We start from the raw sequence: 12,261 nt of genomic DNA on the forward strand, positions 1-12,261 counted from the left end.
ATTAACCTTAGATTGGAAAGCAACTAATGAACGCAATGTTCACATTCATCGTCGTGATCCAGGTGCTGTCTGCTCTGGCGATCATCGGCCTGGTTCTCTTGCAGCACGGTAAGGGGGCCGACATGGGCGCAGCCTTTGGCTCTGGTGCGTCTGGCAGCCTGTTCGGTGCAACCGGTTCGTCGAACTTCCTGTCGAAGTCGACGGCAATCGCAGCGGCGGTCTTCTTTGCTGCGACGCTCGCGCTGGCATTTGTCGGTAACAAGCGTGCTCCCGTAAGCGGTGGTGTGATGGAGAATCTGCCTGCTGCTCCCGCCGTGAATGCACCGGCTGCTCCTGCTGCAAATGCTCCCGCAGCTCCGACTGCTCCTGCAGAAGGTGCGGGTCAGGCGAATCAGATACCAAAATAATTTGTCTGCGACTTGATGTGGGGCAATTGTGCATTGAACAAACGCCCCAAAGCAGGTTAAAATGTAAGTCTTTGAGCCGACGTGGTGAAATTGGTAGACACGCTATCTTGAGGGGGTAGTGGCGAAAGCTGTGCGAGTTCGAGTCTCGCCGTCGGCACCAACAAATAAGGCCAGCGAGGGGTACGCCCAAGCTGGCTTTTTATCGAGGAATCTTGGTTTGATTTGCAAATCATTCAACTAGGCCCGCATCGTGAACCTCGAAAATTACTTCCCCATCCTTCTCTTCATTCTTGTTGGCATCGGCGTCGGTGTCGTTCCCCAGGTTCTCGGTCGCGTACTTGCGCCGCACAAGCCTGACAATGAAAAGCTTTCTCCGTACGAGTGCGGTTTTGAAGCATTTGAAGATGCGCGCATGAAGTTCGATGTGCGCTACTACCTTGTCGCCATCCTGTTCATTTTGTTCGATCTGGAAACTGCATTCTTCTTCCCGTGGGGCGTCGCAGCACGCGAGCTCGGCTGGCAGGGCTTTATCACGATGATGGTGTTCATTGCCGAATTCGTGGTCGGGTTCTGGTACATCTGGAAGAAGGGCGCTCTGGATTGGGAGTAAGTCATGTCTATTGAAGGTGTATTGAACGAGGGCTTCGTCACCACGACGGCGGACAAGCTCATCAACTGGACTCGTACCGGTTCGCTGTGGCCGATGACCTTCGGTCTCGCATGCTGTGCGGTCGAGATGATGCATGCAGGCGCTTCGCGCTATGACCTCGATCGTTTTGGTATTGTGTTTCGTCCGTCTCCGCGTCAGTCGGACGTCATGATCGTCGCCGGCACGCTGTGCAACAAGATGGCGCCTGCGCTGCGCAAGGTCTATGACCAGATGGCGGAGCCGCGCTGGGTGATCTCCATGGGAACCTGTGCGAATGGTGGCGGTTACTACCACTACTCGTACTCCGTTGTCCGCGGTTGCGATCGCATTGTGCCTGTCGACGTATACGTGCCTGGATGTCCTCCGACTGCCGAGGCACTCCTCTACGGCATCATGCAGTTGCAAAACAAGATCAAGCGAACCAACACGATTGCACGCTGATTGGGGCGCTTAAAAAGATATGACGACGAAAATTGAAACCCTCGAAGCTGCTCTCCGCAATGCGCTGGGCAGCCAGATCCGGAGCCTGAAAGTCGCGCTGGGTGAAGTCACCGTGGTGATCGGCGCATCCGATTATCTGGCGGCGATGCGTGTGCTGCGGGACCATGCCGATTTGCGTTTCGAAGAATTGATCGACCTGTGTGGTGTTGACTACTCGACGTACGGTGATGGCACATGGGAAGGCGAGCGTTTTGCGGCGGTATCGCATCTGCTGTCCGTTACCCACAACTGGCGCGTTCGCGTGCGTGTCTTCGCCCCGGACGACGAACTGCCTGTCGTTCCCTCGGTCACGGAGATCTGGCCCTCCGCCAACTGGTACGAGCGTGAAGCGTTCGACCTGTTCGGCATCCTCTTCGAAGGCCACAACGACCTGCGTCGCATTCTCACCGACTACGGCTTCATCGGCCATCCGTTCCGCAAGGACTTCCCGGTTTCCGGCTATGTCGAGATGCGCTACGACCCCGAGCAGAAGCGCGTGATTTACCAACCCGTGACGATTGAGCCGCGTGAAATCACGCCGCGCGTCATTCGCGAAGAAAAATACGGGACGAAATAATGGCTGAAATCAAGAATTACACCCTGAACTTCGGTCCGCAGCACCCGGCTGCACACGGCGTGTTGCGTCTCGTCCTCGAGCTCGACGGCGAGGTGATTCAGCGTGCCGACCCGCATATCGGCCTCCTGCATCGCGCAACGGAAAAGCTGGCGGAGCAGAAGACCTTCCTGCAGTCGGTGCCGTACATGGACCGTCTCGACTACGTGTCGATGATGTGCAACGAGCACGGTTATGTACTCTCGATCGAGCGCCTGCTCGGTATCGAAGTGCCGCTGCGCGCACAGTACATCCGCGTGATGTTCGACGAAATTACCCGTCTGCTGAACCACCTGCTGTGGATCGGTGCGCATGGCCTTGATGTCGGCGCAATGGCAGTGTTCCTCTACGCGTTCCGTGAGCGCGAAGACCTGATGGACATGTATGAAGCCGTGTCTGGCGCGCGTATGCACGCGGCGTACTACCGTCCGGGTGGCGTATATCGTGATCTGCCGGACGCCATGCCGCAATACACGACCTCGTCCATCCGCAGCGAGAAGGCAATCAGGCAGCTGAACGAAAATCGTCAAGGCTCCCTGCTGGATTTCATTGAAGACTTTACCAACCGCTTCCCCGGTTATGTCGACGAGTACGAAACTCTGCTGACAGACAATCGTATCTGGAAGCAACGCCTGGTCGGCATCGGCGTTGTCTCGCCGGAGCGCGCAAAGGCGATGGGCTTCACGGGCCCGATGCTGCGGGGCTCCGGGATTGCGTGGGATCTGCGCAAGAACCAGCCGTACGAGGTCTATGACCTGCTCGATTTCGATATTCCTATCGGCGTGAACGGCGACTCCTACGACCGCTATCTGGTGCGCATCGAAGAAATGCGCCAGTCGAACCGCATCATCAAGCAGTGCGTCGAGTGGCTGCGCAATAATCCGGGCCCAGTCATGACGGACAACCACAAGGTGGCGCCGCCGTCCCGCGTGAGCATGAAGTCCAACATGGAAGAGCTGATCCACCACTTCAAGCTCTTCTCCGAAGGCTTCCATGTGCCGGAAGGCGAGGCTTACGTCGGGATCGAGCATCCGAAGGGCGAGTTCGGCGTGTACCTGATTTCGGACGGCGCGAACAAGCCGTACCGCATGAAGATCCGCGCCCCCGGCTTTGCGCACCTGCAGGGGCTGGATGAAATGGCAAAGGGCCACATGATCGCCGACGCAGTGACGATCATCGGCACGCAAGATATTGTGTTCGGTGAGATTGACCGATAACCCGCGCGATACCATCGCGCACGAATGGCTGACATCATGCTGTTAAGTCAAGAAGCGTACAAGAAAATCGATCGCGAACTCGCGAAATTCCCCGCCGACCAGAGGCAGTCCGCCGTCATGGCAGCCTTGGCTATCGCCCAGGATGAAAAGGGCTGGCTGTCGCCGGAAGTACTGAAGGATGTTGCCGACTACATCGGCATGGCGCCGATCGCCGTGCAGGAAGTCGCAACCTTCTACAACATGTACAACACCAAGCCGGTCGGCAAGCACAAGATTTCCGTGTGCACGAACCTGCCTTGCGCCCTGTCGGGCGGCGAGCGCGCTGCGCACTACCTGAAAGAGAAGCTGGGTGTCGACTACAAGGAAACCACCGCTGACGGCCAGTTCACACTCGTCGAAGGCGAGTGCATGGGCGCCTGCGGCGATGCGCCTGTGATGCTGGTCAACAACAAGCGCATGTGCAGTCACATGTCGAAGGAAAAGATCGATGCGCTGGTGGAGGAACTGAAGAAATGACCTGCCTGCACGATCGTCACATCAATCCGTTGATCCTTGCTGGCCTGGATGGCAATAACTGGCATCTCGCCGACTACGTCAAGCGTGGCGGCTACGAGGCGCTGAAGCGCATCCTGACTGAAAAAATCGCACCGGAACAGGTGATCGCCGAGCTAAAGGCTTCCTCGCTGCGCGGCCGTGGTGGCGCAGGTTTCCCGACCGGCCTCAAGTGGAGCTTCATGCCGCGCCAGTTCCCCGGGCAGAAGTACCTCGTCTGCAATACCGACGAAGGCGAGCCGGGCACATTCAAGGATCGCGACATCATTCGCTACAACCCGCACGCGCTCATCGAAGGCATGGCAATCGGTGCGTATGCAATGGGCATTACCGTCGGCTACAACTACATCCACGGTGAAGTCTGGGCAGCGTACGAACGTTTCGAGCAGGCGCTGGAAGAAGCACGTGCTGCCGGTTTCCTCGGCAATAACATCATGGGTAGCGAATTCAGCTTCCAGCTGCACGCTTTCCACGGCTACGGCGCCTATATCTGCGGGGAAGAGACCGCACTGCTCGAGTCCCTCGAGGGCAAGAAAGGTCAGCCGCGCTTCAAGCCGCCATTCCCGGCGAGCTTCGGCCTGTATGGCAAGCCGACCACCATCAACAACACTGAAACTTTCGCAGCGGTGCCGTTCATCATGCGCATGGGGGGGGATGCCTATGCCGCGCTGGGCAAGCCGAACAATGGCGGCACCAAGATCTTCTCGATGTCCGGCGACGTTGCGCGTCCGGGCAATTACGAAGTGCCGCTCGGTACGCCGTTTGCCAAGCTGCTGGAGTTGGCCGGTGGTATGCGCGACGGCAAGAAAATCAAGGCAGTCATTCCCGGAGGTTCGTCGATGCCGGTGCTGACCGGCGAAGTCATGATGAACACAGACATGGACTATGACTCCATCGCCAAGGCCGGCTCGATGCTTGGCTCCGGTGCGGTGATCGTCATGGACGAAACGCGCTGCATGGTCAAGTCGCTGCTCCGTCTGTCGTACTTCTATTTCGAAGAGTCCTGCGGCCAATGCACGCCGTGCCGCGAAGGCACCGGCTGGCTGTATCGCATGGTCCATCGTATCGAAAACGGGCAGGGCCGTGCGGACGACCTCGACATGCTGAACACCATCGCAGACAACATCCAGGGCCGCACGATCTGTGCACTTGGTGATGCGGCGGCGATGCCGGTTCGCGCATTCGTGAAGAATTTCCGCGACGAGTTTGAATACCACATCGAACACAAGCGCTGCATCGTTCCCGCGTACGTTTGATACGACGCGGCTCGCGTTCACACGTTGACATGAAAAGGCGCGTACCGCGCGCCAAATAATACTTAGGCAAAAAGCCATGGTTGAAATCGAAATTGACGGCAAAAAGGTCGAGGTACAGGAAGGCAGCATGGTGATGGACGCTGCCAACAAGCTTGGCACCTACATCCCGCATTTTTGCTATCACAAGAAACTGTCCATCGCGGCCAACTGCCGCATGTGCCTGGTCGACGTCGAGAAGGCGCCGAAGCCGTTGCCCGCATGCGCAACGCCGGTGACCAACGGCATGATCGTCCGTACTGCCAGCGACAAGGCAATCAAGGCGCAGAAGAGCGTGATGGAGTTCCTGCTCATCAATCACCCGCTGGATTGCCCGATCTGCGACCAGGGCGGTGAGTGCCAGCTGCAGGATCTGGCCGTCGGCTACGGTCCGGCCGCGTCCCGCTACGAAGAAGAGAAGCGTGTCGTCGATCCGAAGGATGCAGGTCCGCTGATCTCCATGCGCGAAATGGCCCGCTGCATCCACTGCACGCGCTGCGTCCGCTTCGGTCAGGAAATCGCCGGTGTCATGGAATTCGGCATGCTGAATCGCGGCGAACATTCGGAAATCACGACCTTTGTCGGTAACACGGTCACCTCCGAATTGTCCGGCAACATGATCGACCTGTGCCCGGTTGGTGCCTTGACTTCCAAGCCGTTCCGCTACAGCGCGCGCACCTGGGAATTGTCCCGTCGCCGCTCGGTGAGCCCGCATGACGGCCTCGGCGCCAACCTGATCGTCCAGGTCAAGGGCGGCAAGGTCATGCGCGTACTGCCGCTGGAGAACGAAGGCGTCAACGAATGCTGGCTCTCCGACAAGGACCGCTTCTCCTATGAAGGCCTGAACAGCCCCGAGCGCCTGACCGTCCCGATGATCAAACAGGATGGCAAGTGGATCGAAACCGACTGGCAGACCGCGCTGGAGTATGTGGCACACGGCCTGAAGGACATCCGCAAGGATCACGGCGCTGATTCGATCGCCGCGCTGGCGGCTCCGTACTCCACGCTGGAAGAACTCTCGCTGCTGCAGAAACTGGTGCGGGGAATCGGGTCCGACAACGTTGATTTCCGTCTGCGTCAGTCCGACTTCTCCCTGGACGGCAAGGTCACGCCGTGGCTGGGCATGTCGATTGAAGAATTCGGTGCCGCCGACCGCGCGTTCGTCATCGGCTCTTTCCTTCGCAAGGATCACCCGCTGCTCGCCGCTCGCCTGCGCCATTCGGCAAAGCATGGCGCGAAGATCAGCATCCTGCATGCGACCGATGACGAACTGCTGATTCCGTTGACCAATCGCATGATCAAGGCGCCGTCCGACTGGCTGGCAGGCCTGAGCGAAGTCGTGGCTGCCGTTGCGCAGGCAAAGAGCGTTGCAGCTCCGGCTGGCTTCGAAGGCATTCAGGCCGGCGAAATCGCAAAGGGCATCGCAGCCAGCCTGCTGTCCGGCGAGCGCAAGGTTGTCGTGCTAGGCAACGCGGCTGCACAGCATCCGCAGGCATCGCAGCTGCACGCTGCTGCACAGTGGATCGCACAGAACACTGATGCCAAGCTCGGTTATCTGACCGAAGCGGCGAACACCGTTGGCGGCTACATTGCCAACGCCGTTCCTGGCAAGGGCGCGAATGCTCTGCAAATGTTTGCACAGCCGCGCAAGGCTTACGTACTCCTGCACGCCGAGCCGGAATTCGATTGCTACGATCCGCAAGCGGCACGGACTGCACTGAGCAAGGCGGACATGGTTGTTGCCATGTCTCCGTTCAAGCACGCAGCCGACTACGCTGACGTGCTGCTCCCGATCGCGCCGTTCTCCGAGACTTCTGGCACTTTCGTCAACTGCGAAGGCCGCGCACAAGGATTCAATGGCACCGTCAAGCCGCTCGGCGAAACCCGTCCGGCATGGAAGGTACTGCGTGTCCTCGGCAACATGCTTGACCTGTCGGGTTTCGACTACGAGACGTCCGAAGAAATCCGCATCGAACTGCTTGGCACGAAGAATGCGGAAGAAGCCGACCTCAAGCCGCGCCTGAACAACAATGCAAATGTTCAACTGCAGGCAGCCAAGCAAGGCGCCGCCGCACAGGTTGAGCGCATTGCCGACGTGCCGATTTACTTTACCGACGCGATCGTACGCCGAGCCGAATCACTGCAACTGACGGCTGATGCGAACGCACCGAAGGCATCGATCTCCCCGGCACTCGCACAGCAGCTCGGCATCGCTGATGGTGCGCAGATCAAGGTAACGCAGGGGCAGGGCAGTGCGGTCGTAACGGCCGCTGTCGATGCCAAGCTGCCGGAAAACGTCGTCCGTGTGTCCGCTGCGCATAAGTCGACCGTCGGTCTCGGCGCGATGTTCGGCGCAATCAGTGTGGAGAAAGCGTAATGGATCAAATGCTCATGACCATCAACGCAACCGGACAGGGCTTGTTCGGCGGTGTATGGCCGTTGGTGTGGACCTTGGTCAAGATCGTCGTCGTTGTGCTGCCGCTGATGGGCTGCGTTGCCTATCTCACGCTGTGGGAACGCAAGATGATCGGCTGGATGCATATCCGGCTCGGCCCGAACCGCGTCGGCCCCGCCGGCCTACTGCAACCGATTGCTGATGCGCTCAAGCTGCTGCTCAAGGAAATCGTTGTTCCCGCCAAGGCCAACAAAGCCTTGTTCGTGATCGCTCCGATCATGACTATCATGCCGGCGCTTGCCGCATGGGCGGTGATTCCGTTCGGACCCGAGGCTGTCCTGGCAAACGTCAATGCCGGCCTGCTGTTCGTGATGGCAATCAGCTCGATGGAAGTGTACGGCGTGATCATCGCAGGCTGGGCCTCGAACTCGAAGTATGCATTCCTCGGTGCGATGCGTGCTTCCGCACAGATGGTGTCGTATGAAATCGCGATGGGCTTTGCCCTGGTTGTCGTGTTGCTGGTTTCCGGCAGCCTGAATTTCATCGATATCGTCAATGTGCAGAACAAGGGCATTTTTGCCGACAAGGGACTGAACTTCCTGTCGTGGAACTGGCTGCCGCTGCTGCCGATTTTCGTGATCTACGTGATTTCGGGCATCGCTGAAACCAATCGCCACCCGTTCGACGTCGTCGAAGGCGAATCGGAAATCGTTGCGGGTCACATGGTCGAGTACTCGGGCATGTCGTTCGCGATGTTCTTCCTCGCTGAATACGCGAACATGATCCTGATTTCGATGCTGGCCTCGCTGATGTTCCTCGGCGGCTGGGCATCCCCGGTGTCGTTCCTGGACTTCATCCCGGGCTGGATCTGGTTGGGCATCAAGACCTTCTTCGTCGTGTCGCTGTTCATTTGGGCTCGCGCTTCGTTCCCGCGCTACCGCTACGATCAGATCATGCGTCTCGGCTGGAAGGTATTCATTCCGCTCACGCTGGCTTATCTCGTGATCGTCGCTGCCTGGATGCAGACACCCTGGAATATTTGGAAGTAAGGAATAGAGGCTGAACAACATGGAAGCCATTAAAGATTTCTTCGGCAGCCTGATGCTCCGAGAGCTGATCAAGGGCCTCGCCCTGACCGGCCGTTACATGTTCGCCCGCAAGATCACGGTGCAATTCCCGGAAGAAAAGACGCCGCTGTCGCCGCGTTTCCGTGGATTGCACGCGCTGCGCCGCTATCCCAACGGGGAAGAGCGTTGCATCGCCTGCAAACTGTGCGAAGCGGTTTGTCCGGCAATGGCGATCACGATTGAATCAACGGAACGTGAAGACGGCACCCGTCGCACCACGCGTTACGACATCGACCTGACCAAGTGCATTTTCTGCGGATTCTGTGAAGAGTCCTGCCCGGTCGATTCGATCGTCGAAACCAACATTCTGGAATACCACGGCGAAAAGCGCGGCGACCTCTACTACACAAAGGAGATGCTGCTTGCGATTGGCGACCGTTATGAAAAGGACATCGCCGCCGCCCGTGCCGCCGATGCCGCATATCGTTGATTGATCTGGCCCGCATACAGCTGACTCTCTTGGTCCATTATGGAATTTAAAACCTTCTTGTTCTACGCGTTCTCGGTGATCCTGGTGTTCGCCGCCACACGCGTCATCACAGACCGGAACCCGGTACACGCCGCGCTGTTCCTGGTGTTGTCGTTCTTCTCGGGCGCGGGCGTCTGGCTGCTGCTGAAAGCCGAATTCCTGGCTATCGTCCTGGTGCTGGTCTATGTCGGCGCTGTCATGGTGCTCTTCCTGTTTGTCGTAATGATGCTGGACATCAATATGGACAAGCTGCGGGAGGGCTTCTGGGGATACTTCCCGCTCGCGGCCACCATCGGCGTTGTCATCGTCCTGGAAATGGCGGCAGTCCTGCTGCACGGCTTCTGGGCACTGGAGTCGCAAGTCCCGGCTGCGTCGGCGAACATCGGCAATACGAAGGAACTGGGCAAGCTGATCTACACCGAGTACATCTATGCGTTCGAAATCGCTGCCGTCATCCTGCTCGTGGCCATCGTCGCGGCTGTGGCACTGACCCTGCGTCGCCGCAAGGACAGCAAGTACTTCAACCCGGCCGATGCAGTGAAAGTCAAGCGCAACGATCGCGTGCGCATCGTCAGTATGAAGGCCGAGTCCGACCGTGCCAATGGCGTCCAGCCGGCTGCACAATCGGCAGAAAAACAATAAGGGGAATCATCGTGGCACTTTCGCTCGCACACTACCTGATCCTCGGCGCAATCCTCTTTGCGATCTCCGTCGTCGGCATCTTCCTGAACCGCAAGAACGTCATCATCCTGTTGATGGCCATCGAGCTGATGCTCCTCGCGGTCAACATGAACTTCGTCGCCTTCTCGTACTACCTCGGCGACGCAGCTGGCCAGATTTTCGTTTTCTTCATCCTGACTGTGGCTGCCGCGGAGTCCGCGATTGGTCTCGCCATCCTGGTGGTGTTGTTCCGTAACCTGGACACCATCAATGTCGAAGATCTCGACGCACTCAAAGGTTAATCACGCAAAAATAACGACAAGGTCCATCATGGCGGGGCAACTCAACCCTAACGTTCTATTGGCTGTGCCGTTGGCACCCCTCGCAGGCGCCGCGATCGCGGGTCTGTTCGGAACCAAGTTTTTCGGCAACAAGATCGGACGCGCGGCGTCGCATTCGGCGACCATTCTTGGCGTCCTGATCGCTTTCATCATTTCGTTCCAGACGCTGCTTGCAGTCATGGACGGCGCCACCTATAACGGCACCGTCTATAACTGGATGACGGTAATGGGCCTCAAGCTTGAAGTCGGCTTCCTGATCGACAGCCTGACGGCGATGATGATGTGCGTGGTCACCTTCGTGTCGCTGATGGTTCACATCTACACCATCGGCTACATGGCAGAGGATGAGGGCTACAACCGCTTCTTCTCCTACATTTCGCTGTTCACGTTCTCCATGCTCATGCTCGTCATGAGCAACAACTTCCTGCAGCTGTTCTTCGGCTGGGAAGCAGTGGGCCTGGTGTCGTACCTGCTGATCGGTTTCTGGTACACCCGTCCGACGGCCATCTACGCGAACATGAAGGCCTTCCTGGTCAACCGCGTCGGCGACTTTGGCTTCATCCTCGGCATCGGCCTGCTGCTGGCCTACGCCGGTTCGATGAACTATGGTGAAGTGTTTGCAAAGAAGGCAGAGCTGGCTACGATGACCCTGCCGGGTACCGACTGGATGCTGCTGACCGTCGCCTGTATCTGCCTGTTCATCGGCGCCATGGGTAAATCGGCACAGTTCCCGTTGCATGTCTGGCTGCCTGACTCGATGGAAGGCCCGACCCCGATTTCCGCACTGATTCACGCAGCAACCATGGTGACCGCAGGTATCTTCATGGTCGCCCGCATGTCGCCGCTGTTTGAATTGTCCGACACTGCGCTGTCCTTCGTGCTGATCATTGGCTCGATCACCGCGCTGTTCATGGGCTTCCTCGGCATTATCCAGAACGACATCAAGCGCGTGGTTGCGTATTCCACGCTGTCGCAGCTCGGCTACATGACCGTTGCGCTCGGCGCGTCCGCCTACTCTGTGGCCGTGTTCCACCTGATGACCCACGCATTCTTCAAGGCGCTGCTGTTCCTTGGTGCGGGCGCGGTCATTATCGGCATGCACCACGACCAGGACATCCGCAATATGGGCGGCCTGCGCAAGTACATGCCGATTACCTGGATTACCTCGTTGCTTGGCTCGTTGGCCCTGATCGGTACGCCGTTCTTCTCCGGCTTCTACTCGAAGGACAGCATCATCGAAGCGGTCCATGCCACGCATATTGCGGGGGCGGGCTTTGCAAACTTCGCGGTACTGGCTGGCGTTTTCGTGACCGCCTTCTATTCCTTCCGCATGTACTTCCTGGTTTTTCACGGTGAGGAGCGCTTCGGCAAGGCACACGACGACCATCACGGCCATGGCCACGATGACCACCATGACGATCACCATCATGGCCTTGCGCCTGGTGAGAAGCCGCACGAGGCGCCGTGGGTTGTGACCGTGCCGCTCATGCTGCTGGCTATCCCGTCCGTCGTGATCGGCTTCATTGCAATTGGTCCTATGCTCCATGGTGACTTCTTCAAGGACGTCATCTTCGTCGGCGAGAACCATCACGCGATGAAGGAACTGAACGAAGCCTTCCACGGTGCGACCGCGATGGCACTGCATGCACTGTCGACTGCGCCGTTCTGGCTGGCGCTGGCAGGTGTGGCTGCTTCCTACTACTGCTACATGGTCAACCGCAAGGTTCCGGAATGGTTCTACAACAAGTTCCATGCGATCTACACTATCCTCGACAACAAGTATTTCATGGACAAGTTCAATGAAGTCGTGTTCGGCAAGGGGGCGGTGCTGCTGGGGCGTGGACTGTGGAGCGGCGGCGACCGTGCGCTGATCGATGGCCTGATCGTCAATGGCAGCGCCAAGGTCGTGGGCTGGTTCTCCGCACTGATCCGCCACTTCCAGACCGGTTACATTTACCACTATGCATTTGTAATGATTATCGGCGTGCTGTTGTTCCTGATTTATTTCATGCCGTTCCCGTCTTTTGCCAAATAAGTTGGCGAAGTAGAGCAAATAACA

The 12,261-nt window shown here is 58.1% G+C and carries 13 protein-coding genes and 1 tRNA gene; all 14 read left to right on the forward strand.

Features of this window, described 5'->3' with window-relative positions:
- Positions 1–26 precede the first annotated feature (26 nt).
- The 14 genes from secG to nuoL all read left to right on the forward strand — a co-directional run bounded on the left by secG (position 27) and on the right by nuoL (position 12,237).
- Positions 27–407 carry a preprotein translocase subunit SecG gene (secG, locus tag AC3WOY_RS21560; RefSeq protein WP_492427504.1) on the forward strand — a complete coding sequence of 127 codons (381 nt, stop codon included), beginning with the start codon at positions 27–29 and terminating at the stop codon, positions 405–407.
- A gap of 75 nt (positions 408–482) precedes the next feature.
- Positions 483–567 (forward strand) — tRNA-Leu (locus tag AC3WOY_RS21565).
- A gap of 90 nt (positions 568–657) precedes the next feature.
- A complete protein-coding gene (locus AC3WOY_RS21570) occupies positions 658–1,017 on the forward strand; it encodes an NADH-quinone oxidoreductase subunit A (protein WP_492427506.1) in 360 nt (119 codons plus the stop codon).
- A gap of 3 nt (positions 1,018–1,020) precedes the next feature.
- Positions 1,021–1,497: a NuoB/complex I 20 kDa subunit family protein gene (locus AC3WOY_RS21575; RefSeq protein ID WP_163963476.1), complete on the forward strand. Its 477-nt coding sequence runs from the start codon at positions 1,021–1,023 to the stop codon at positions 1,495–1,497.
- Positions 1,498–1,516: 19 nt separating this feature from the next.
- On the forward strand, positions 1,517–2,113 hold the full coding sequence (locus AC3WOY_RS21580) for an NADH-quinone oxidoreductase subunit C (protein ID WP_492427508.1): 597 nt from the start codon (positions 1,517–1,519) through the stop codon (positions 2,111–2,113).
- Positions 2,113–3,366: an NADH-quinone oxidoreductase subunit D gene (locus AC3WOY_RS21585; RefSeq protein ID WP_492427510.1), complete on the forward strand. Its 1,254-nt coding sequence runs from the start codon at positions 2,113–2,115 to the stop codon at positions 3,364–3,366. Before AC3WOY_RS21580 ends, AC3WOY_RS21585 begins: the two co-directional genes overlap by 1 nt.
- A 36-nt stretch (positions 3,367–3,402) precedes the next feature.
- Positions 3,403–3,882, forward strand: a complete 480-nt coding sequence (gene nuoE / locus AC3WOY_RS21590) for an NADH-quinone oxidoreductase subunit NuoE (protein WP_492427512.1) — start codon at positions 3,403–3,405, stop codon at positions 3,880–3,882.
- Positions 3,879–5,174: an NADH-quinone oxidoreductase subunit NuoF gene (gene nuoF, locus AC3WOY_RS21595; RefSeq protein WP_492427514.1), complete on the forward strand. Its 1,296-nt coding sequence runs from the start codon at positions 3,879–3,881 to the stop codon at positions 5,172–5,174. Before nuoE ends, nuoF begins: the two co-directional genes overlap by 4 nt.
- 76 nt (positions 5,175–5,250) lie before the next feature.
- The gene (nuoG, locus tag AC3WOY_RS21600; protein ID WP_492427516.1) at positions 5,251–7,587 is read left to right on the forward strand and encodes an NADH-quinone oxidoreductase subunit NuoG; all 2,337 of its coding nucleotides are present in this window, start codon (positions 5,251–5,253) and stop codon (positions 7,585–7,587) included.
- Positions 7,587–8,654: an NADH-quinone oxidoreductase subunit NuoH gene (gene nuoH / locus AC3WOY_RS21605; protein WP_492427518.1), complete on the forward strand. Its 1,068-nt coding sequence runs from the start codon at positions 7,587–7,589 to the stop codon at positions 8,652–8,654. The genes nuoG and nuoH overlap by 1 nt, the downstream gene beginning before the upstream one ends.
- 19 nt (positions 8,655–8,673) lie before the next feature.
- Positions 8,674–9,162: an NADH-quinone oxidoreductase subunit NuoI gene (nuoI, locus tag AC3WOY_RS21610; protein ID WP_088710361.1), complete on the forward strand. Its 489-nt coding sequence runs from the start codon at positions 8,674–8,676 to the stop codon at positions 9,160–9,162.
- A gap of 39 nt (positions 9,163–9,201) precedes the next feature.
- Complete coding sequence (locus AC3WOY_RS21615; protein ID WP_492427521.1) at positions 9,202–9,843, forward strand: NADH-quinone oxidoreductase subunit J; 642 nt, start codon at positions 9,202–9,204, stop codon at positions 9,841–9,843.
- 8 nt (positions 9,844–9,851) lie between these two features.
- On the forward strand, positions 9,852–10,163 hold the full coding sequence (gene nuoK, locus AC3WOY_RS21620; protein WP_492429379.1) for an NADH-quinone oxidoreductase subunit NuoK: 312 nt from the start codon (positions 9,852–9,854) through the stop codon (positions 10,161–10,163).
- Between the two features lie 28 nt (positions 10,164–10,191).
- Positions 10,192–12,237: an NADH-quinone oxidoreductase subunit L gene (gene nuoL / locus AC3WOY_RS21625; RefSeq protein WP_492427523.1), complete on the forward strand. Its 2,046-nt coding sequence runs from the start codon at positions 10,192–10,194 to the stop codon at positions 12,235–12,237.
- The last annotated feature ends 24 nt before the right edge of the window (positions 12,238–12,261 follow it).

It is taken from the genome of Noviherbaspirillum sp. FW303-A3 (genome assembly GCF_058788695.1).

Bases quoted from the DNA above. Each gene is read 5' to 3' on its own strand.
- secG (WP_492427504.1), top strand. From the start codon at position 27: ATGAACGCAATGTTCACATTCATCGTCGTGATCCAGGTGCTGTCTGCT.
- AC3WOY_RS21575 (WP_163963476.1), top strand. From the start codon at position 1,021: ATGTCTATTGAAGGTGTATTGAACGAGGGCTTCGTCACCACGACGGCG.
- AC3WOY_RS21580 (WP_492427508.1), top strand. From the start codon at position 1,517: ATGACGACGAAAATTGAAACCCTCGAAGCTGCTCTCCGCAATGCGCTG.
- AC3WOY_RS21585 (WP_492427510.1), top strand. From the start codon at position 2,113: ATGGCTGAAATCAAGAATTACACCCTGAACTTCGGTCCGCAGCACCCG.
- nuoE (WP_492427512.1), top strand. From the start codon at position 3,403: ATGCTGTTAAGTCAAGAAGCGTACAAGAAAATCGATCGCGAACTCGCG.
- nuoF (WP_492427514.1), top strand. From the start codon at position 3,879: ATGACCTGCCTGCACGATCGTCACATCAATCCGTTGATCCTTGCTGGC.
- nuoG (WP_492427516.1), top strand. From the start codon at position 5,251: ATGGTTGAAATCGAAATTGACGGCAAAAAGGTCGAGGTACAGGAAGGC.
- nuoH (WP_492427518.1), top strand. From the start codon at position 7,587: ATGGATCAAATGCTCATGACCATCAACGCAACCGGACAGGGCTTGTTC.
- nuoI (WP_088710361.1), top strand. From the start codon at position 8,674: ATGGAAGCCATTAAAGATTTCTTCGGCAGCCTGATGCTCCGAGAGCTG.
- AC3WOY_RS21615 (WP_492427521.1), top strand. From the start codon at position 9,202: ATGGAATTTAAAACCTTCTTGTTCTACGCGTTCTCGGTGATCCTGGTG.
- nuoL (WP_492427523.1), top strand. From the start codon at position 10,192: ATGGCGGGGCAACTCAACCCTAACGTTCTATTGGCTGTGCCGTTGGCA.